Below are 21378 nucleotides of genomic sequence, written 5' to 3' on the forward strand. Positions count from 1 at the left end.
CCCTCCCGGTCCGCGCCGAGCGAGCCTCGCAGCGCCCGTCGACGATCGGTCGACAACTCGTCGACGGAGGTTTACTTCGGCGTCGGACGTATCCGGAGCCACCCCAGCCCGCTCCTGTACGCCGGAGCGGGCGGGATACCCGCGCGCGGAGGGGCAGGCATGGGCGGGGTGGACCTCGGGGTGCTGGGACCGTTCGAAGTGCGGCTCGACGGCGAGCCGCGGGACGTCGGGGGCCCGCGCCTGCGGACCCTGCTGGCGGTGCTGGCGGCGGAGGCGGGCCGCGTGGTCAGCGTCGCCGCGCTGGGCCGGGCGCTGTGGGGTGCGGAGGCGCCCGCGCCCGCCGGCCGGACCGTGCGGACGTACCTCTCGCGGCTGCGCGGCACAGTGGGGCCGGGGGTGATCGTGACCCGGCCGCCGGGGTACGTGCTGCACTTGGCGGACGACGCCCTCGACGCCGCGCGGTTCGAACGGCTCGCCGCCGACGGACGGCGGGTGCTGGCCGCCGGGGAACCCGCCGCCGCCCGGGAGCTCCTGGCCGCCGCGCTGGCGCTGTGGCGCGGCCACGCCGCCTACGAGGAGTTCGGCGAGGTGGAGACCCTGGCCGCGGAAGGGATGCGGCTCGACCGGCTGCGCCACAACGCCGTGCAGGACCGGATCGACGCCGATCTCGCGACCGGCGAGGACACCGGGCTGATCGCCGAGCTGGAGGCGCTGACCGACGCGTACCCCGGCCACGAACGGCTGTGGGCGCAGCTGATGACGGCGCTCTACCGGGCCGGACGGCAGAGCGACGCGCTGGAGGCGTTCCGCCGCGCCCGGCACGGCCTGATCACCGCGTCCGGGGTGGAGCCGTCGCCGGTGCTGGCGCAGGTGCACCGCCGGGTGCTCGCGCACCACCCGGCGCTGCTCGCCACCCGGGCCACCGCGGTGGTGACCACCCCCGACGACGACCTCACCGCGGGCGAACACGCGCTGCTCGAGGACGGCGACCTCCGGACCAGCCGGGAACACTTCGAAACCGCCTACGTCCGGGCCGAGGAGGCCGGGGACGTCACCGCGCTCGCCCGTGCGGCCCTCGGCCTCGGCGGCGTGTGGGTGCACGAGCACCGGACGGCCGTCGCGGCGGCGTCGCTGCTGACCCGGCTGCGGCACGCGCTGGCGCAGGTGGATCCCGAATCGACGCTCGGCCATCGGCTCCAAGCCCGGCTCGCGGCCGAACTGGACTACGAAGCGGGCACGCACGATCGCGTCCTCGCGGCGGCCGAGCGGACGCGGGCGGCGGGCGACCCGGTCGCGCACGCCGAGGCGCTGAGCGTGGCCCACCACTGCCTGCTCGGCCCGGACCACACGCGGCTGCGGCACGCCCTCGCGACGGAGCTGGTCGGGGTGAGCGGCCGCTCGGGGCGCCGCACCGACCTGGTGATGGGCGTGCTGTGGGACACCGTCGACCTGTTCCTGGCCGGCGACCCGCACGCCGAGCGCCGGCTCGGCGAGCTCGACGACCTGCTCGCCGAGCGCAAGCACCTGGCGGCGGGCTTCGTGGCCGACGCGCTCAAGGTCATGCTGGCCATCCGCGCCGGCCGGTTCCGCGACGCCGAAGCCGGGGCGCAAGCCTGCGCCGAGGTCGGCCAGGCGGCGGGCGACTTCGACGCACTCGGCTGGTACGGCGCGCAACTGGTGGCGATCCGGTGGTTCCAGGGCCGGCTCGGCGAGCTGGTGCCGGTGCTGGACGGCCTGATGCACTCGCCGACGCTCAGCCCGATCGACAACTCGTACTACGCGGCGCTCGCCGTGGCGGCGGCATCGGCCGGGGACCGCCGCACGGCCGCGGGCGCGTTGGCCCGGCTGTGCGGCGAAGACCTGGGTGCGTTGCCGCGGTCGAGCACCTGGCTGACTTCGCTGTGCGGCGCCGCGGAAACGGCCTACCTGCTGGACGATCGCGCGACGGCGGCGCGGATCCACGAGCTGCTGGCACCGTTCGCGCAGCTGCCGGCGATGGCGAGCTTGGGCATCGCGTGTTTCGGCTCGGTCCACCACCCGCTCGGGACCACGGCCCTGACGGCCGGGGACCCGGACCGGGCGGTGACGCACCTGCGAGCCGCGGTCCGGCACAACCTCGCGCTGGCCCACTGGCCCGCGGTGGTGTTTTCGCGCCGCCGGCACGCCGAGGCGCTGCTTCGCCGCGGAGGTCCGGGTGACCCGGCGGCGGCGGACCGGGAGCTGGCCGCGGCGGACGAAGAGGCGCGGACGTTCACCGGGCCGGCCGTCACCGGGCGATGAGCTGCGGCTCCGGCCGGCCCTCCAGCCGGAACAGCGGGGCGACCGCGGCGAGGTCCAAGGCGCGCCGCACCACGCCGGACGGCTTCAAGGCCAGGTCGATCCCGGCATCGGCACAGCGAGCCCGCAGCCGGCCCAGCGACGCCACGCCCGTCACGCCGCAGAAACCCACGCCCAGCAGATCCACCACCAGCCGCTGCGGGGCCGCCGCGAGCGCGCGACCGAGTTCCTCGTCGAGGCGCGGGCACGTCACCATGTCGATTTCGCCGGTGACCGTGACCCGCAGCGTTCCCGGACGGGGCTGCGCGGTCGTCGCGGTCAGCAGCAGCGCGGACAGGTCGGGGGCGCTCATTCAGGTGCTCCTTCCACGGAAATCAGCGGTGAGTGATCAACTCCTACCCCACTGCCGCGGACACCAAACACTTCGGTCGGCCGGTTCTGCCAGGCTGGGTCGAAGCCCGCTGCCCCCGGGCCGGCCGCGCTACGGCGAGCAGCGGCCGGCCAAGTCCCCTCTCACCGCCGCCACCCCGGTGAGAACACCGGCCGGACCGGGACCCCGCCGCGGGCCGTGCCCAGGTCCGTCAGGGCGACCTTCTCCAGGCCGTTGCCCGGGCCGCCGTCGCTGGTCACCGCCAGGGCCAGGGTGTTGCGGCCGTGCGGGTCGAGGATCCCGGCCGGCAGCACGAACGTGTGCTGCGGCCCGACGTCCCCGATGTACTGGCCGACGTTCCAGCCGTTGAGGAACACCAGCACCCGGTAGCGGCCGCCGGAGCGGGGCTTTGCGGGATCGCCGATCGTCAGGCCCACCGAAGTGTCCTGGTCGCGCGGGATCCGCAGGGAGAACGTCGTGCGGTACCACGTCGTCCCGGGGTCGGCCGTCGCTGCGGGCACCGCCGCCGGCGCCCAGGCCCGGTCCGGGAAGCCCGGCAGGTGCCAGCCCGCGCGTTCGCCCGCGAGACCGCCGTTGTTCAGCGGGCCGCGCACCGGGTCCGCCGAGCCGCCCTGGAGCTTCCACACCACGCCGGTCAGGGACGACGAGATCAGCCCCCGGCCTTCCTTGTGGGCGTCGTTGACGCCGCCGTCCTCGTTGTGGCCGTTGTTCCGCACCATCACCGAAAGCACGTGCGGACCGTCGCCACGCAGGCCTTCGGGCACCGTGAAGGCCGCGGTGCCGGTCGTCGGCGGGGCGGCCAGCGCCGACGGCAGGACGTGCTCGCCGAGGTACTGCCCGTCCAGCCACGCCTGGAGCATCCCGGCGCCCCCGCCGCCGTAGCGGAGGCTGACCTGCTCCCCCGGCGTCCCGGTGAACCGGCCGCGGTACCAGACGTCGCCGACGCCGAAGCCGTAGTCGTCCGCGGTCAGCACCGGCTGCCCGGCCGGCGGCGGAGTGGTGCTGTTCGTCGTGGTCCGGTCCGCGGACGGCCACGCCGAGTCGTCGTACCCCGGTTCGGCTTCCGGGGACCCGGGCGCCGAGCGCCAGCCGGTGAGCTCGGGCAGCCGCGGGTCCCCGGGGCCGGGCAACGGCCGCAGCGCGAGCAGGCTGCCGGACGCCGTGGGCCGCGCCGGCACCGGCGCGCCGTTCCACCACAGCAGCGGGCTGCGGGCACCCCAGACCTCGAGGTCCCTCGGCGCCTTCGTGTCGCCGGTCAGCACGAACCCGGCCTGGGCCGTCCGCACCAGGTCCGGCCCGCGCACGAGCAGGCCGCCGACCGGCCAGAACGTGTCCGCGGTCGCGTCGTCGGCCAGCAGCAGCGTGACGGCCGGGCGGCCGCCGCCGCTGATCCGGACCCGCGCGAGCCCGGCGTGCCGGTAGTTCAGGCGTAGGTCGCCGCCCGACCAGGTGGCCGTGACGTCCCCGGCGAGGACGTCCACACGCGGCCGCGTCGCGTACCGCAGCACCGTCTCGCCGTCCTCGCCCGGCCGGCCGTGCAGCAGCACGGTGCCGGCGGCCTGGGCCATCAGCTCCGAGGTCGAGTAGACGAGGTGCTGGCCCGCGACGTCGAAGTTCGCCACCAGGTACTTGGCGTCCTGCCCGTGCAGCCGGACCGGCACGGTGTATTCACCGTCCGATGTGGACAGCGGAAAGGTGAACGTGTCGTCCGTCGTGGCGTTCGACGGCGAGTGCACCGGCAGGTAGAAGTGCACGCCGGTGTCCGGGTTGACGTTGTGGTAGACCTTCACCGCGGCCGACGACGGCGTCACCGGTGCCCCGCGGTCCATTTTGGCCAGATCCGGGACGGTGGCGAGGAACCCGCCGATCTCCTTCATCGTCAACGCCTTCGGCCGCAGCTGACGTCCTTCGTCGATCGCCGCGCCGTAGTCGTAGGAGCTGTAGACCACCGGCGCCGGGAGCCCGCCCCACGACGTGCCGCCGAAGGTCATGTAGAAGTTCTGGATGGTCAGGCCGTTCGCCAGGTTGGTGCCGTAGAAGACGCGCTCGTAGCCCGGCCCCTGCCGCACCGCGGTGCACGGGTAGGTGCCGTTGCTGCCCCAGTAGTCGAACCAGCCGCCGCCGAACTCGGCGGCGAACCCCGGCGTGTTCGGCGACGCGCTCGCGCCGCCCTTCGCCCCGCCCGGCCCGTAGGTCCCCCAGTCCGGCGCCGTGTTCGGGTTGCCCGGCGTCGCGTCGGTCCGGCAGGCGCCGCCGGGGTAGCCGTCGAAGGCGTAGAGGTCGACCTTGCCTTCGACGGTGCCGGGCACGCCGGAGCCGGGCGGCACCCAGATGCCGTTGCGGCCCTTGTCGTTGTGGAAGACCGGGACGGTGATCCCGTCGGCCCGCACCTTGTCGTAGAGGTGCGCCATGTAGTTGCGCTGCGCCGTCCCGGTCGCGGAGAGCTCGTTCTCGATCTGGTAGAGGATCACCGGGCCGCGGCCGTCGGTGTACTGGTGACGGCCGATGATCCGGTCGATCCGCGACAGCCATTCGTCGGCCGCGGCGAGGTAGTCCGGCGCGTCGCTGCGGGCCCGGCCGGCCTGGGTGCTCAGCCACGCCGGGAAGCCGCCGCCGGTGACCTCGGCGTTGATGTACGGGCCGGGTCGCGCGATGACGTACAGCCCGGCTTCGGCGGCGAGGTCGAGCACGCGGTCCATGTCGCGGACGCCGGTGAAGTCGTACACCCCGGGCGCGGGCGAGTGGTAGTTCCAGTCGAAGTAGATCGAGACCGCCGTGTAGCCGGTGGCCTTCATCTTCTGCAGGACGTCGCGCCACAGGTCCGGGCTGGGCAGCCGGAACGGGTGGAACTCGCCGGACCAGACGACCTGGCGGCGGCCGTCCAGCATGAGCGAATACTTGTCGAAGGTGACCTGGTGCTTCGGCGTCGCGGCCGGAGCGGCCGACGCCGGCGCGGCACAAAGCGCCGTGGTGGCGAACAGGGCGAGCAGGGCGGACAGGAACCGGCGCATGGGTCATCTTTCCGATCGACGACGTATAGGTCGTTATACACGGATCAGTACACGTACGGCCAGCCCGCGCTGTCGTAGCCGATGAGGTTGATGCCGAGCTTGCCCGTCAGCGGCGTCGCGTCCGAGTAGTAGTAGTGGTAGATCAGCACGTCGGCGTCGGTGTCGTGCAGGACGGCCACGTGCCCGGGGCCGTGCATCGCGCCGTGGCTCGCCAGGATCTGCGTGCCGCCGCCGGCGGTCATCGGGACGCCGTTGCGGTCGGCGTACGGGCCGGTGATCGACGTCGAGCGGCCGACCATCACGCGGTAGGTGCTCTTGGTGCCCTGGCAGCAGAGGTCCCACGAGACGAAGAGGTAGTAGTAGCCGCCGTGCTGGATGATGTACGGCGCTTCCTCGGCCGACGTGCTGCCGGTGCGCTGGGCGATGCCGCGCAGGGCGGTGTCGCTGGTGCTGCGCTTGCCGGTGGCCGGGTCGAGCCGGATCATCTTGATCCCGGTCCACCAGGAGCCGAAGCTCAGCCACCAGCGGCCGGCGGAGTCGACGAACAGGTTCGGGTCGATCGCGTTGTAGTCGTTGCTCGTGCTCGTCTGCACGACGATCCCCTGGTTGGTCCAGCTGCCGGGCAGACCGGTGCTGCTGGTGGCGAGGAAGATCGCCGAGTTGCGGGAGCCGAGCGACGAAGCCGCGTAGTAGAGGTAGTACTTGCCGTTGTGGAACGAAATGTCCGGCGCCCACAGGTACTCCGGCTTGGCCGGGTCGGTGAACGGCGCGGTCCACGGGGCGCCGTTCGGCCAGACCGAGCCGATCTTCGTGAAGTGGATCCGGTCGGTCGAGCGGCGGATCTGCAGGTACTGGTCGGTCGAATACAGCAGGTAGCTGCCGTCCGCCGCGCGGATCATCGACGGGTCGTGCACCGCCTCGATGTCCCCGGTCACGTAACCGGGGTCCGGGTAGGTCGCGGCCTGCGCGGCGGGGGCGCTCAGCAGGGCGGCGGCGACGGCGATGATGGCCGGGAGGCGGCGCAGGCTCATGGGTGTCCTCGGGGTCGACGCTGATCCGAGACGCTGTTAACGCTAACAGCGTCTGACCGGGAAATGGTCGGTGGTCACGGGCCGGTGCGTCAAGGGCCGGACGGAGGGTCTCCCCGGCCGGCCTCGACGACGTCGTCAGTGCACGGGGTTCCACCCGTCGCCGCCCGCGAGGTACTTCTGGGCGGTGTAGTTTCCGGCCTGGGCGGCGGGCAGCTGCGGCCGGTCGGTGCCGGTCCCCGCACCCGGGCCGGTGTTGCGGTACTCGGCGAACCGGGCGTCCTTCCACGAAAAGCCGGACATGTCCGTCCACGGCGACTGCTTGATCGCCGCCGGCAGCGAGGTCTCGCGGATCAGCACCTGGGCGATCGCGTCGACGTCCCCGGACGGGTGCCACGGGCGGCCCAGGTAGAAGCTCGCGTTGGCGGCCGAGCTGAGCACCTTGCTGCCGACGATCAGGAAGCCGTACGGGTTCGACCGCCGGGTGCTGGCCGCGGTCAGGAACCCGTTGTTGCTGCTCGAACCGCGGTCGAGCGCGGTGATCGTCGCCCGGTCGAAGACCGCGGTGGCGCGGCCGAAGATGAAGTCGACGTCGCCGCTGATCGCGCAGCCGCGGTAGTACTGACGGCCGACCGTGCCGACGGCCGCGGTGTCGGCGTACAGGGTGTCCTGGTGGCCGAGGAAGGTGACGTTGTCGAAGACCATCCGGTCGCCGGTGGTCTTGACCGCGACCGCCTGCGTGTCGGTGATCTCCGGGTGCGCCTTGCGGTCGAAGGAGTTGCGGAAGGTCAGCGCGGTCGCGGTGAAGCCGTTCGCGGCGATCGTCGCGGTCGCGCTGCCGGAGGTGCCGTAGGTCGAGCCGTCGGGCTTCTTGGTTCCGCTGGCGTTGTTGTAGTCGACGACGACGTCGGCGGCGTTCCCGGTGGTCCCGCGCATGGTGATCCCGGTCTTGCCCGAGGGCACGGTGATCACTTCGCGGTAGGTCCCGGGTTTGACCGAGATCGTGCCGCCCGCCGAAACCGCGTTGATCCCGGCCTGCACGGTGGTGTAGTTGCCCGAGCCGTCCTTGGCCACGACGACGTTCGCCGCCGCGGCCGCTGACGTCGTCGCAGTGGCCGCCAGCGACGCCCCGGCGACGACCGACGCGACGAGCAGGGTCTTGAACATGACGCCTCCACGGAGTGGAACGCGCCGGGGGTACCGGACGGCGGCCGCCACCCCCGGCGCGGGTCGGTTACTTGTAGGTGATGTTCGCCGCGGTGTAGAGGCAGTTCGTCGAGTCCGGGCCGCTGCCGATCTTCGTCGGCTCGCCGCTGGTCACGCCCTGGTACTTCGTGCAGGGCTCGATCTTGCGGCTGGAATCGCCGACGATGGTGATCCTCGTCAGCTTGGCGGTGTCCCCGTAGTTGGTGTTGATGCCGACCAGCGCCTTGCCGGGCACGGTGGCGGTGACGTTGTCCACGACGACGTTGCGCTTGTACTGCGTCTTGCAGTTGCCGCAGGAGCGGTACAGCTTGCCGAAGTCGTTGACCTGGAAATTGCGGATGTACATCGTCCCGGGGCCGTTGTGCTGGAACACCTTGTCCGACGCCTTGCGCGCGCCGCCGCCGTCGATGGTCATCGTCTGGGAGGCGGAGGTGCCCTTGAAGGTCGCGGCGTCTTCGCCGACGTCCTCCCACCAGACGTTGAGCAGCGTGCAGGTGCCGAGGCAGTGCACGCCGTCGGCGGCCGGGCTGCCGAGGACGACGTTCTTGAGCGTGGTGCCGTTGGAGAGCTCGAAGATCGGGCTCTGGTCCTCGCTCTGGCCGCCGGTGCCGAGGTCGCCGGTGCCGTAGAACCGCTTGAGCCCGCCGTCGTAGGTGCCGCTGGTGACCTTGATCGTCTTCGGCACCGGCACGCTGGTGCTCGGGTTCGGCCACGAGGCGGCCGACGCGGTGGCGCCGGTGCCGATCGCCGCCGAAACGACGAGCGCGGCGACCGCCGCCACCCGGATCGTCCGGGACATCGCTGGGGGAAACATTTCATCACTCCCTGGTCCTGAGCTTCAATCGGCGCTGATGGAAAACGTCCGACCGGGTTGTGAAAGCGCTTTCTCGCCCCCGAGTTTCGGGTTGTGGCCACGCCGTGTCAATGTCGTTCACCGCAGCGCTGCGCATGTCGCCCGGATGGTCGCCGCCCGCGGCGCGTTTTCAGAAAACACGGCCAGAAAACACGGCCAGAAAACGCCGAAACTGTCGAAGGTTTCAGCGCCCGGGTCCGGCACCGGCGAGCACCAGCGCCGGGACCGCCCACGTGGGGTCGAGGCGCTCGACGAAGCTCGGCGTCCAGCCGACGTCCGGCCCGAGATCCGGATCGTTGGCCGCGTTGTACTCCGCCAGCAGGTCCACCGGCCGCGGCCACTGGTTTCCCGCCGCCACCAGCGTGCCGGTCGCGTGCAGCACGGTTCCCTTCCAGTAGTGCACGAGCTGGCCAAGGGGCAGTCCGGCGGGGATCCGGAAGAAGTTGTTCTCCGCGTAGATCCGGGACTCCACGCCCACGCCGATCGAATACGTGTAGGCGGCCGGATCCGGCACCAGGTACAGGTTGTCGTAGACGTGCACCTGGCCGTACCGCACCCGGGGCGCGCGCTGGCCGATCTCGGAGAACAGGTTGTGGTGCAGCGTGACCCGCAGCTTGCCGACGTCGTAAGCAGGCTTGTCGGTGTTGCCGATCAGCATGGTCTTGTCGTGGTCGTGCAGCCGGTTGTAGGACACCGTGACCAGGTCCGAGCCGTTCACGATGTCGAGCAGCCCGTCGTGGACCTCGTACTTGCGCCCGTAGTAGGACGGCTGCCGATCGTTCCCGCCGTCGCTGAACTCGTTGTGGTCCACCCAGACGTGCGTCGCGCCGACCAGGTCGAGGTTGTCGTACTCGGAGTTCCAGTTGCCGTCGGCGGTGTCGAGCGGATCCCACTGCGGGAAGCAGTCGTGGGCATCGGCGAAGTTCAGGTTCCGCAGGATGACGTTGTCCCCGGTGACGCGCAGGGTCAGCCCGTGCAGCACGGCGTGGCCGCCGAGCCCGACGATCGTGGTGTTCGGGCCGACGTCGAGCACGACCTGCTTCGCCTGGTTGGCCTGCGACCGCGCGCGAGCCTCCTCCAGCGGCCCCGACGGCGGCACTCTCCCCCACGTCGCCGGGTCGTACGCCGCCAGGTACGCCGGGAGGCTGTAGGCCGGGTCGGCGAAACTTTCACAGCTCGCCGGCCGGTCCGCGGCGTCCACATTGCCCTCGATGGTGCCGCGGACGTAGATGATTTTCGGGGCGCCCGGGTGCGCCGCCAGTGCGGCCGCGAGCTCGGAGCGCTTGGTCACCGTGTGGACGTCGGCGGGGGCGGCGGCTGCCCCGCCGGTGGTCCCGGTGGTCGCGGCGGCCCAGCCGTCGTGCGCACCGAGCACGACCCGGCCGGGATCGCGGCCGTGCGCCTGGGCGGGTGCGGCGGTGAGCGTCAAACCGAGCAGGGCGAGGCACCCCGCGAAAGCTTTCCAGCGCATGTCGGCTCCTCTAGTCGGTGTCCGGTCTCGTGAGCACCCGCTTCGCGAGCCGGGCGAGCCCGGCGGCGTCCGGGGCGCCGTCGATGACGACGACGTGGTGGGTCAGCGTCAGCTCCTCGCCCGGTTCGAGCAGCCACGGCCGGTGGTAGGTCGCGGCGAAGCTGACCACGGGGAACGGCTCGGCGCGGACGTACCAGGCCGTCGGGTGGGCCGCGTTCGCCGGGCTGTCGGCGAACAGCAGCGTCGAGGTCCGCAGGCTTTCGTCGTGCTGCCCGGTGAAGGCGAGCCAGGGCGCCCGGTGCCCCATCGCCTCGGCCGCGGGCTTCCCGTCCGACGTCCGGACCGTGCCGCCGACGAACGAGCGCGGCCCGCGCCAGAACAGCCCGCCGTAGCCGGCGGTGTCCCGCCCCTCGGTGACCGGGCTCCCCCACCGCAGCTCGTGGCCGCTGGTGTTGCGCAGCCGGCTGGACCAGGTGAGCGTCCAGTGCCCGCCGCGCAGCGAGACGTCGCCGAAGTGCAGCGTCCGGTGTTCGGTGAGCCAGCGCCGGCCGGCCGCGGTGCGCCAGGCCAGCTCGTGCCGCAGTGTGCAGTGCCCGCCGGTGTCGTCGATGCCTTCCCAGCGGACGTGGCCGACGGTGCCGTTGTTGTCGAGCGGGGTGTAGCCGCGGCCGCGCACGTAGGTGCGCCCGCCCCAGAAGTTCTCGCCCGAGAGGTGGGCCATGGTGAACTGCAGGCCGTTGTGCCAGGTGTGGTCGTGCGGCCGGACCGCCGTGACGATCTCCCCCGCGGTGGTGCGCAGCGGGTGCAGGTACGGCTTCGGCGAGTCCCCGGCCGGCGTCGGCGGCTCGACGACGTACTCGGCCAGCACGACGTCGCCGAGCCGCACGCACACCCGCCCGTCGCCCTCTTCGGTCGCCTCCGGCGTGCCGTCCCCCACCGCGGCCCGGCTCACGCCGGTTCCCCGATCTCCCCCAGCAGCTCGTCGACGGACACCGCCCGGCCGGTCACCAGCGACCGGTTCGCGGCCAGCCCGGTGAGCAGGGCCTGCAGGCCGGCGTCGTGGTCGGCCGCGCAGCCCAGCGCGTCCGGTTCGGCGTCGCCGAGCAGTTCGGCGAGCATCCGCTCGTCGCCGCCGCCGTGCCCCTCCCCGAGCTCCTGGTCCAGCACGACCTCGGACGGCGACCACAGCCGCTGCAGCGTCAGCCGGGCACGCCCCCGCTTCGGCACCGGCTCGGCGCCGGACGCGTACTCGTTCTCCCGGACGTCCAGTTCCAGCCGCCCTTCGCTGCCGGAGAACGCGACGCGGTAGCCCTCCCGCGGCGAATACGCGTGCAGGTGGTAGTTCAGCACCGCCCCGCCGCGGTGGCGCACGAGCACCGACAGGTCGTCTTCGATGGTGACGTCGGGCGCGAACACGTCCTGGTTCCGGACATAGCCGTCTTCCCGCTCGGCGTCGCGGTAGAGCGCGCGCAGCTTGGGTGAGGCGTCGAGGTCCAGCGCGAACCGGTCGCCGGCCGTGCGGTGCCGCCGGCCGTTTTCGTCGCCGTAGAAGAACAGCCGGCCCAGCGCGAACACCGTCTCGGGATCGCTGCCGAGCCACCAGTTGACGAGGTCGAAGTGGTGGCCGGACTTGTGCACGAGCAATCCGCCGGAGTTCGCCTTGTCCCGGTGCCAGCGGCGGAAGTAGTCGGCGCCGTGCGCGGTGTCGAGCAGCCAGCTGAATTCGACCGAGCCGATCGCGCCGATCGCGCCGCCGGCGAGCAGCTCGCGCACCCGGCGGTGCACCGGGTTGTACCGGTAGTTGAAGGCGACCCGCACCGACCGGCCCGTCTCGCGCCGGGCCGCCAGGATCCGCCGCGCGCCCTCGACGTCGGTGGTCATCGGCTTTTCCGTGACGACGTCGCAGCCGGCCTCCAGCGCGGCGACGACGTACTCGGCGTGCGTGTGGTCCGGCGTGCACACCACGACGACGTCGATGCGTTCCTTCGCCAGCATCACGGTGAAGTCCGCCGGCCGGTAGCCGGGGATTTCCGTGCCCAGCCACTCGTTGTGGACCCGCATGCGGGTCTCGTTGTGGTCGCAGAAGGCCGCGAGCTCGGCCCGCGGCGACGCGGCCAGTGCCCGGGCGAACAGCTGGGCCCGGGAGCCCAGGCCGACGATTGCGTGGCGACGCACCGCCATCACCTCTTTCGTTCCGGTGAAGCCGCGCCGGTCCAGGGCAGGGCGAGTTCGGAGAAGAGCGCGAGCCGCTCGGCCGCCGTGTCGACGTCGCGGTCGACACCCGCCACGACGAAGTGCCGCTCGGGCCCGGCCCCCACGGCCCGCACCCATTCGGCGGGCAGCGGCAGCGGTTCGGGCGCGTCGCGGACCGCCTCGACCAGCGCGGTGAACGCGCGGGTGGCGGCCAGCGGGGCCAGCAGCGGCTCGCCGTCGCGCACGTGCGCGACGAGGTTGGCCAGCAGGTCCCGCGGCGGCCCGACCGGTGTTTCCGCCTCGCCCACGACGACGAGGTCGGTCTTGTAGTGCCAGCGGATCCGGCCTTCGGTGCCGTGGACCAGCACGTACGGGTCGTGGTCGGCTTCGGCGTCGAGCGTGGCCGCGACGACGACGTCCGGCGCTCCGGCGAAGCTCAGCCGCGCGCAGGCGGTGTCGTCCGACTCGATGTCCCGGGCCCGGTACAGCTCGACGGCGGTCCGCTCCGGCAGGACCTCGGCGGTGCCGTTGACCAGCAGGGCGGTCGCGACGGCGTGGGCGAACGGGTTGGTCAGCGCCCCGTCCACGACCGGTTGCCCGCCGACCCGGCGACGGCCGGCCCACTCGGCGCGCGCGAAGTACCGGTCCCGCCGGATCCACGCCCCGGCGGCGGCGACCCCGGTGACCGTGCCGATCTCGCCGGCTTCGATCGCCGCCCGCACGACGGGCACCGCGGCGGAGCCGAAGCTCTGGAACCCGGTCTGGCAGGCGCGGCCGCGGGCCAGTTCGGTGAGTTCGCCGAAGGCCGCGAGGTCGAGCACCGGCGGTTTCTCGACGAGCAGGTGGCAGCCGGCGGCGAGCGCGAGTTTCGCCAGGGGCAGGTGCGTGTGCGGCGGGGTCGCCACCACGGCGATCGCCGGGGTGGTGCGGGCGAGCAGTTCCGCCGCGTCCCGGGTGATCACCGCCCCTTCGGGCAGGAGCGCGCGGGCCGCCTCGGGTGGCTCGCGGATGTCGCACGCCCCGGCGAGGACCAGCTCGCCGCGGTCGTGCAGGGCGCGGGCGCGGCGCAGGTGCTGCCCCGCGTAGCCGGCCATGCCGAAGACGACCACCTCCGGCGTCATCGGCGGCCGCCGGTCGCGACCGCGGCCAGGGCGAGCGGCCCGGCCACCACGAGCGCCAGGATCGGCAGCATCCAGACCAGCAGGACGGCGAGACCGGCGGCGACGGCGAGCAGCAGGCCCCTCGCCGGCGCGGCGGCGGTTTCCCGCGCCGCGGTCACCACGGCCCGGAGCCAGGCGCGCCCGCCCGGCAGCGGCGCCCCGGTCTCCCGGCGCCCGGCCGAACCACCGCCGGTGGCCACCAGCTCGCAGGTGCGCAGCGCCACCACCGTGCCCGCGACCGCCAGCACCCACAACGCCGGCTTCAGCACGCCGGCCCCCGGCATCGAAGCCACGACCTCCAGGTCCACCGCGACCAGCACCACCGCGGCCAGGCAGCCGAGCCCGAACGGCACGCCACCCCGCGCGGCCTCGCGGAAGTCCGCCCAGAACCTCGTCCACAGTGGACTTCCGACGTCACGCCGGGTCCGGTCGAGCACGCGGCAGCCCGCCACGAACGCCGGCGCCGCCGTCACCACCGGCACCGACGCGAGGGCGACGAGCAACCCCGCCAGCAGGCAGTCCGAGAAGTCACCGAGACCGGTTCGCCACTCTGTCGATCGCTTCAGCGTCCGCATCCGTTCACCCCTTCAGGCCGCTGGTGCTGACGCCTTCGACCAGCAGGCGCTGGAAGGCGAGGAAGAACAGCACGATCGGGACGAGCGCGAGCGCGGACATCGCGAACATCGCGCCGAAGTTCGACTCGCTGCTGGTGTCGACGAACAGCCGCAAGCCCAGCGGCACGGTGAACTTCTCCGTGTCGTTCAGGTACACCATCTGCGTGAAGAAGTCGTTCCACGTCCAGATGAACGTGAAGATCGACGTCGTGACCAGTGCCGGTTTCGACAGCGGCAGCACGACGTGCCAGAACGTGCGGTAGACCGAACAGCCGTCGATGATCGCCGCTTCGTCGAGCTCGCGCGGGATGCCCCGCATGAACTGGACGATGAGGAACACGAAGAACGCCTCCGTGGCCAGCAGCTTCGGCAGGATCAGCGGGACGAAGGTGTTGACCAGCCCGGCCTGCTGGAAGATCACGTACTGCGGGATCAGCGTGACGTGGTAGGGCAGCATCAGCGTCGTGATCATGAACGCGAACAGCGCGCCGCGGAACCGGAACTTCAGCCGGGCGAAGGCGAACGCGGCCAGCGAGCACGACAGCACGTTCGCCGCCACCGAGAGGCCGGCGACCAGGAACGAGTTGAGGAAGAAGCGGCCGAACCCGACGTCCGCCGCGCCCTCCCAGCCCTTCGTGTAACCGTCGAAGACGAACCGGGAAGGCAGCAGCGCCAGCCGCGAAAGGATCTCGTCCGGCGGCTTCACCGACGCGAACGCCAGCCACACCAGCGGGTACAGCACCACGGCGACGATGACCAGGCACAGCACGTGCCAGCCGAAGGAGCGCGCCGTGCGCGGCAGCACGGTCATTTGCGATCCTCCGCGTCGTCGTAGAACACCCACAGCTTCGCCGTCCGGAACACGATGGCCGTCACGATCGCGATGACCACCAGCAGCACCCACGCCATCGCCGACGCGTAGCCCATCCGGAAGTCCTGGAAGCCGACCTCGAACAGGTAGAGCGTGTAGAACAGGTCCGCGTCGGCCGGGCCGCCGCGGCCGCCGCCGATGACGAACGCCGGGGTGAACGCCTGGAAGGCGTGGATCGCCTCCATCACCAGGTTGAAGAAGATCACCGGCGACAGCATGGGCAGCGTGATGTGCCGGAACCGGCGAAACGCGCCCGCACCGTCGATCGCGGCGGCCTCGTGCAGTTCCGCCGGGATCTGCTTCAGCCCGGCCAGGAAGATCACCATCGGCGCACCGAACTGCCAGACACCCAGCAGCACGATCGAGGCGAGGCTGAACTGCGGGTCGTCGACCCAGCTCGGGGTGTGCCAGCCGAAGAACGCGAGGACCTCGTTCACCGGGCCGCCGCCCATGAACAGCGCCCGCCACACCAGCGCCGCCGCGACACTCGCGCCCAGCAGCGAAGGCGCGTAGAACGCGGCCCGGTAGAAGCCGTTCGCCCCGCGGCGCGTGTTGAGCAGCATCGCCACCAGCAGCGACACCGTCAGCTTCAGCGGCACCGAGACCAGCACGTAGATCAGCGTGACCTGCACCGACTGCAGGTAGCGGTCGTCGCCGGTGAACATGTGCGCGAAGTTGCCGAAGCCGATCCACTTCGGCGAGGTGAACATGTCGTAGTCGGTGAACGACAGGTACAGCGAGACCACCATCGGACCGACGGTCAGCGCCACCGCGCCGAGCAGCCACGGCGTCAGGAAGGCGAACGCCTCGGGCTGACTCTTGCGGCGGCGCCCGGCCGGCCGGTCCCGGCGCCGGACGCGCGCGGCCGACACCGGCGCGACCGGCGGATCCGGGGTGCGCAGGGTCGTCATCGGCTAGGACAGTCCCTTCTGGGCTTCGGTCATGAACCGGTTGACCGCGTCGTCGATGCTCATCCGGCCGAACGCGACCTCTTCGTACGTGCGCTGCAGCAGCTTCTGGATCGCGCCGGCACCCTTCGGCGGCACCGGCGGCGCGGCCCCGAGCTTCGGTTCGAGGGCGGCTTCGTAGTTGTAGAGGGTCTTGTCGTTGCCTTTCGCGCCGGCCGCCAGCTGCGCGCGGACCTTGAGGTTCGGCGCGAGGCCGCGGTCGGTGCCGACGATCTTGCCCACCTCCGGGTCGTTGACCAGGAAGTCGACGAGCTTCGCGGCCGCCGCCTGCTGCGAGCTGCGCGCGGACACGGCGAGGAACATCGACGGTCGCCGGTACTGCCCGGTGTCGCCGTTCGCGCCAGTCGGGTACGGCGCCACGTTCAGCGGCTTGCCGTTCGCCTTCTGGTACGCCGGCAGCAGGTTGTCGTAGGCGAACTCCGAGCTGGTCAGCTTCTTGCCCAGCGGGGCCTGCTCGGGCGAGGTGTTGTAGGACGCCGTGACGTCGGCGGGCGAAGCGGCCTTCGTTTCGCGGAACTTGCTCGCCAGCTGCCAGTAGCCGCGCAGGTCGTCAGCGGTGAAGCCGAGCTTGCCCTCGGGAGTGTAGAACTGCTTGCCCTGCTGGCGCAGCCAGATCTCCAGCGTCGTGTCGAGGATGCCGAAGTCGGTCACGCCGCGGGCCGAGCCCGCCGCACCGACCTTCTGGGCCACCTCGGCGAACTGGTCCCAGCTCATCCCCTTCGCCGGGTCGCCGCCGGCCGCGGTGAACGCGGCCGGGTCGTAGATCATCGCCGGGGTGTTCTGCGCCCACGGCACGGCGTAGCGCTTGCCCTGGTAGACGCCGGTGGCCGCCAGCTCCGGGTTGACGTCGGCGAGGGAGATCGCCTTGCCCGCGCCGGAGTTCAGGTCGGCCAGGACGTTGCGGCCGCCGTACTCGGCCAGGTAGCGGCTGTCGACGTTCAGCACGTCCGGCGGCTTGCCCCCGGCCGTCTGCGTCGCCAGCTTCTCCCAGTAGGCCGCGTACGCCGAGAACGACGTCTGCACCTTGATGTTCGGGTTCTTCTGCTGGAAGAGCTCGACGGCCTTCTTCGTCAGGTTCGCCCGCCCGTCACTGCCCCACCAGACGAAGTTGATGGTCACGTCGCCGCCGCCACCGGAGTCCGAGCCGCAGGCGGCCACCCCGGTCAGCAGCAGCGGGACCACCACGGCCAGCGCGGCGACACCTCGCCCCTTGGTCCTACGCTCAGTTGTCCGCCCCATCGAACTCTCCGTCCTCAGCCGGTCAGCACTTTTCTGAAAACGCTGTCAGCGCGCTCACGGTAGGCAGTGCGCCACACCGGTGTCAACGGGCAAACGGCGGCAATACCCCTTGCGTACCAACGTCTTCACTGTTCAGCGGACATGCCGAGAAAGCGCTTACAGCAACGGCGGCGATGCCCGGGCTGCCAGCGCTGGTGCGCACCGGTGCGCGTTATCCGGTGCGTTCGGCGGCCGCGCCGCCCGGCCGTCGCCGCGCGGCACTCGCCCACGGGACGCCGATCTCGGAGAACAGCGCCAGCCGGTCCGCGGCGACGGCGACCTCTTCGCCGATCCCCCGCACGACCGGGTGCCGGCTCGCCCCTTCGCCGACGGTGCGGATCCAGCCCGCCGGGATCCGCGACGGCGACGGCGCGTCCCGCACCGCTTCGACCACCGACGCGAACGCCCGGGTCCCGGACAGCGGCGCGAGCAGCGATACGCCGTCCGGGTCGAGGTGGTGGGCGATCAGGTTGCGCAGCAGGTCGCCCGGTTCGCCGAGGTGGAACCGCTCGTCGTCGATTTCGAGGCGGTGGCTCTTGTACCAGAACTTCGCGCGCCCGCGTTCGCCGTGCACCACGACGTAGGGCTCGTGGTCCTGCTCGGCGCACAACGACGCGGCGACGACGATCTCGGGCCCGTCGCCGAACCGGATCCGCAGGCACGCGGTGTCGTCGGCCTCGATGTCGCGGGTGCCGTAGAGCTCGAGCGCGATCTCGGCCGGATCGCGCCCGGCGACCCCGCCGACCAGCAACGCGGTGGCCACGGCGTGGGAGAACGGGTTGGTCAGGGCGCCGTCGACGACGGCCTCGCCGTCGAGCCAGCGGCGCCCGGCCCACGGGTTGCGGCGGTAGTAGGCGTCGGTGCGGATCCAGGCCCCGGCCGCGCCGACACCGACGACCTCGCCGAGCTTCCCGGCCGCGATCGCCGCCCGGAGGACGGGCAGCACCGGCGAGCCGAAGCTCTGGAACCCGGTCTGGCAGGCCGCTCCGGTCTCCGCGGCCAGCCGCGTCAGCGTGGTGAAGCCGTCGAGGTCGAGCACCGGCGGGGTCTCCAGCAGCAGGTCGCTGCCCGCCCGCAGCACCGCGGCGCCGGTCTGGACGTGCGCGTGCGGCGGCGTGGCGACCACGGTGATGTCGGGGCGACAGCGGCGGAGCAGGTCGTCGACGCTCGGGTGCGCGGTACCGCCCGGGGGCAGCAGGGCGATGGCGGCGGCCGACGGGGGCCGGATGTCGGCCATGCCGGCGAACCGGACCAGTCCTTCGTCGTGCAGGATCCGCGCCCGGTGCAGGTAGCTGAAGGCGTAGCCGGACGTGCCGACGACCGCCAGCCTCGGCGGGTCCGCCACGGTGCGGCTCCGGCTCCCCGACATGGATCTCCGATCGGCGGGGCCGGTGGGGGCACCCGCGCGGAACTGACGAATGGGTCAGACGTTGGGAGAAACTTCCGGTCGCCACCGTAGGGTGTGCGCGACAAACGTGTCAATCATCAGGACAGCCGCGTCGAAATCATCGAACCGCCGATGCTCCGAATGGCGGTCGGCGTTTCGAGATAGCGCTTACTGGAATAGACCACTTCCGGCTGCAAGCGATGAAGACCGGTTTGCATGATTTGTTGACAACGCTCCCGGGGAGTTTCCATGATGTTGCGGGGGAGCCTGCCGAGGAGTTGCCGTGACCGTGACGATTCACGACGTCGCCCGCCGGGCCAACGTGTCGATCTCGACCGTCTCGCGGGCGTTCACGTCCCCCGACCTGGTCCGGCAGCAGACCCGCACCCGGGTGCTGGCCGCGGCGCACGAGCTGGGTTACCACGCGGCAGGCGCGCCGCAGCCGGGGCCCGCGGTCCGCACCGGGCACATCGGGATCGTGGTCTCCGACCTGGGCAACCCGTTCTTCACCGGCGTGCTCAACGGCGTGCAGGCCCGCGCGCGCCAAGACGACATCGCGGTGCTGTTCGCCAACAGCGACGAGGACCCGGCGACCGAGCAGAACCTCGTCCGCCGGATGGCCAAGCAGGTCGACGGCGTGGTGCTGTGCAGCCCGAGCATGACCGACGACCAGCTGCGCGCGCTCGCCGAGCAGACCACCCTCGTGCTGCTCAACCGGGAGGTCCCCGGGATCCCGTCGATCGTGATGGACGCCGCGGACGGGATGCGCCAGGTGATCGAGCACCTGGCCGCGCTGGGCCACCGCCGCTGCGCCTACCTGGGCGGGCCGCGGGCGTCGTGGGCGAACCGGACCCGCAGGCTGGGCCTGGCGGAGACCGCGCAGAAACACGGCACGGACGTCGTCGAGTTCGGCCCGTTCCCCCCGGTGTTCGAGGGCGGCCTGCAGGGCGCGGACCTGGCGCTGGCGGCGGACGTGACGGCGATCGTCGCCTACAACGACCTGGTCGCCTTCGGCGCGCTGGCGCGCCTGAACGCCCGCGGGGTGCCGGTGCCCGACGAGGTCAGCCTGGTGGGCTTCGACGACTTGGTCTTCGCGGCGATCTCGGCACCCCCGCTGACGACGATCGCGATGCCGACGGAGGCGGCGGGCCGCGCGGCGGTGACGATCCTGCTGGGCCTGCTCGACGGCGAGGCCGACGAGCACACGACGCAGGTGCTCGACACGCACCTCATCGTCCGCGCCACCACGGCCCCGCCGTCGGCCTGAGCGACGTCGGCCGCCCGTCCCACCACGCCCGCCGCCGGCCTGACCCCCCGCTCGGGCCCGGCTGAGCGTCATGAATGACTCATTCCTGGCGTCGGACGCCAGGAATGAGTCATTCATTGCGCCGGGTGGTCAGGCGCCGAAGACGTTGCGGCTCAGGAACGGGTTGCGGAACTTGCCCTGCGGATCCAGGCTCTCCGCCAGCGCCCGGAATTCGGCCAGCCGCGGGTACTCCCCCGGAATGCCGTGGAAGAGCTTGCCCCAGTGCGGGCGGGCGCCGAACGGGGCCAGGCGCTCCTCGATGACCGGCAGCACCGCCTCCACCTCGGGCTGGCGCGGCTGCCACGTGAAGTGCAGGGCCACCCGGTCGCCGCCGTGGCAGGGGCTCAGCCAGCGGTCGTCGCCCGCGATCGCGCGGATTTCCGAGACCAGCAGCAGGGGCGCGACGAGGTCGCCGATCTCGCGGACCGCCCGGATCGCGGCCACCGCGTCGCGGTAGGGCACGAAGTACTCCGACTGCAGCTCGTCCCCGACGCTCGGGGTGAACGCCAGCGCGAAGTGCGGGAGCCGCTCGTGCCACGGGCCCGGCACCCCTTGCTGGGGCGTGCAGTTGTCCGCCGGGATGCCGGCGGCGTGCGCCGGGTGGCGCGGGCCGTCCGCGGGCACGGCGCCGAACAGGCCGGCGCGCTCGGTGAAATCGTCGACGCGGCTCTTGACCCACACCTGGTCGATCCGGTCGTTCGCCCAGTTCGTGAACAGGCTGACGCTGTAGCCGGCGTCTTCGATTTCGTCGAAATGCTCGTACGCGGCTTCCCACGGCAGGTCGTCGAAGACGTCTTGGCGGACGTCGAACGCCGGCACCACATCGAGGGTCAGCCGGGTGAGGACGCCGAACGCGCCAAGCCCGACGACCAGGCCGGGGAACTCGGCGTCGGCGCGGGTGAAGGTCCGCAGCTCACCGTCGGCGATGACCAATTCGATGCCGGAGACGGCCGCGGCGAGGCCCGGCTGCCGCCGCCCGGAGCCGTGGGTGCCGGTCGCGACGCTGCCCGCCACCGTGATGTGCGGCAGCGACGCCAGGTTCGGCAGCGCGAATCCCGCGTTGTGCAGCTGCTGCGCGAAGTCGCCGTACCGGGCCGACCCGCCGACCGTCACCGTGCCGTCGCCGAACTCCACCCCGCCGTCGACGGCGTCGAGGGCGCGCAGGTCCAGCAGCAGCCCGCTTGGGGAGTCGGCGATGTCGTTGAAGCAGTGCCGGCTCCCGAGGGCTTTGACGTGCGTCGCGCGTGCGACGGCGGCCCGCACCTCGTCGACCGTCCGCGGGGTCGTCACCGCATCCGCGCCGTACGTGAGGTTCCCGGCCCAGTTCGACTCGCCCACCCGCATGTCCTTCCGCGTGCCCGATC

Annotated in this window: 17 protein-coding genes; 2 read left to right on the forward strand and 15 right to left on the reverse strand. The window is 72.1% G+C overall.

The window, feature by feature from the left end; translation table 11 throughout:
• Window positions 1–159 precede the first annotated feature (159 nt).
• Window positions 160–2280, forward strand: a complete 2121-nt coding sequence (locus ISP_RS16585; protein WP_013226285.1) for an AfsR/SARP family transcriptional regulator — start codon at window positions 160–162, stop codon at window positions 2278–2280.
• Here the strand turns inward: ISP_RS16585 and ISP_RS16590 are convergent.
• From ISP_RS16590 to ISP_RS16655, 14 genes are all read right to left on the reverse strand, one after another.
• A complete protein-coding gene (locus ISP_RS16590) occupies window positions 2267–2629 on the reverse strand; it encodes an STAS domain-containing protein (RefSeq protein ID WP_013226284.1) in 363 nt (120 codons plus the stop codon). The genes ISP_RS16585 and ISP_RS16590 overlap by 14 nt on opposite strands.
• 161 nt (window positions 2630–2790) lie before the next feature.
• Window positions 2791–5679: a beta-galactosidase gene (locus ISP_RS16595; RefSeq protein WP_013226283.1), complete on the reverse strand. Its 2889-nt coding sequence runs from the start codon at window positions 5677–5679 to the stop codon at window positions 2791–2793.
• 44 nt (window positions 5680–5723) lie between these two features.
• The gene (locus ISP_RS16600) at window positions 5724–6710 is read right to left on the reverse strand and encodes an arabinan endo-1,5-alpha-L-arabinosidase (RefSeq protein WP_013226282.1); all 987 of its coding nucleotides are present in this window, start codon (window positions 6708–6710) and stop codon (window positions 5724–5726) included.
• A 135-nt stretch (window positions 6711–6845) separates the two neighbouring features.
• Window positions 6846–7874, reverse strand: coding sequence for a pectinesterase family protein (locus ISP_RS16605; RefSeq protein ID WP_013226281.1), 1029 nt, complete (start codon window positions 7872–7874; stop codon window positions 6846–6848).
• Window positions 7875–7941: 67 nt separating this feature from the next.
• Entirely contained in the window at window positions 7942–8712 is a 771-nt protein-coding gene (locus tag ISP_RS16610; RefSeq protein ID WP_013226280.1) for a pectate lyase, read from the reverse strand.
• Window positions 8713–8950: 238 nt separating this feature from the next.
• Window positions 8951–10237: a pectate lyase family protein gene (locus ISP_RS16615; protein ID WP_013226279.1), complete on the reverse strand. Its 1287-nt coding sequence runs from the start codon at window positions 10235–10237 to the stop codon at window positions 8951–8953.
• 10 nt (window positions 10238–10247) lie between these two features.
• Window positions 10248–11189 carry a DUF6807 domain-containing protein gene (locus ISP_RS16620; protein ID WP_013226278.1) on the reverse strand — a complete coding sequence of 314 codons (942 nt, stop codon included), beginning with the start codon at window positions 11187–11189 and terminating at the stop codon, window positions 10248–10250.
• On the reverse strand, window positions 11186–12418 hold the full coding sequence (locus ISP_RS16625) for a Gfo/Idh/MocA family protein (protein WP_014467112.1): 1233 nt from the start codon (window positions 12416–12418) through the stop codon (window positions 11186–11188). The genes ISP_RS16620 and ISP_RS16625 overlap by 4 nt, the downstream gene beginning before the upstream one ends.
• Window positions 12418–13551: a Gfo/Idh/MocA family protein gene (locus tag ISP_RS16630; protein WP_013226276.1), complete on the reverse strand. Its 1134-nt coding sequence runs from the start codon at window positions 13549–13551 to the stop codon at window positions 12418–12420. The genes ISP_RS16625 and ISP_RS16630 overlap by 1 nt, the downstream gene beginning before the upstream one ends.
• Window positions 13548–14165 (reverse strand): DUF624 domain-containing protein, encoded by a 618-nt coding sequence (locus ISP_RS16635; protein ID WP_013226275.1) that lies wholly within the window; start codon window positions 14163–14165, stop codon window positions 13548–13550. Before ISP_RS16635 ends, ISP_RS16630 begins: the two co-directional genes overlap by 4 nt.
• A gap of 4 nt (window positions 14166–14169) precedes the next feature.
• Window positions 14170–15015 (reverse strand): carbohydrate ABC transporter permease, encoded by an 846-nt coding sequence (locus tag ISP_RS16640; protein WP_013226274.1) that lies wholly within the window; start codon window positions 15013–15015, stop codon window positions 14170–14172.
• Window positions 15012–15986 (reverse strand): carbohydrate ABC transporter permease, encoded by a 975-nt coding sequence (locus ISP_RS16645; RefSeq protein ID WP_013226273.1) that lies wholly within the window; start codon window positions 15984–15986, stop codon window positions 15012–15014. Before ISP_RS16645 ends, ISP_RS16640 begins: the two co-directional genes overlap by 4 nt.
• 3 nt (window positions 15987–15989) lie before the next feature.
• Window positions 15990–17282 carry an ABC transporter substrate-binding protein gene (locus ISP_RS16650; protein ID WP_230468906.1) on the reverse strand — a complete coding sequence of 431 codons (1293 nt, stop codon included), beginning with the start codon at window positions 17280–17282 and terminating at the stop codon, window positions 15990–15992.
• Window positions 17283–17493: 211 nt separating this feature from the next.
• The gene (locus ISP_RS16655; RefSeq protein WP_014467111.1) at window positions 17494–18690 is read right to left on the reverse strand and encodes a Gfo/Idh/MocA family protein; all 1197 of its coding nucleotides are present in this window, start codon (window positions 18688–18690) and stop codon (window positions 17494–17496) included.
• Window positions 18691–18991: 301 nt separating this feature from the next.
• Here ISP_RS16655 and ISP_RS16660 point away from each other — a divergent pair, with 301 nt between their 5' ends.
• Window positions 18992–19975, forward strand: coding sequence for a LacI family DNA-binding transcriptional regulator (locus tag ISP_RS16660; RefSeq protein ID WP_013226270.1), 984 nt, complete (start codon window positions 18992–18994; stop codon window positions 19973–19975).
• 129 nt (window positions 19976–20104) lie between these two features.
• On the opposite strand, the gene ISP_RS16665 is transcribed toward ISP_RS16660, so the two are convergent.
• Window positions 20105–21358 (reverse strand): FAD-binding protein, encoded by a 1254-nt coding sequence (locus ISP_RS16665; RefSeq protein WP_013226269.1) that lies wholly within the window; start codon window positions 21356–21358, stop codon window positions 20105–20107.
• Window positions 21359–21378 lie beyond the last annotated feature (20 nt).

The sequence above is a fragment of the Amycolatopsis mediterranei genome (assembly GCF_026017845.1).
Classification (GTDB): Bacteria; Actinomycetota; Actinomycetes; order Mycobacteriales; family Pseudonocardiaceae; genus Amycolatopsis; species Amycolatopsis mediterranei.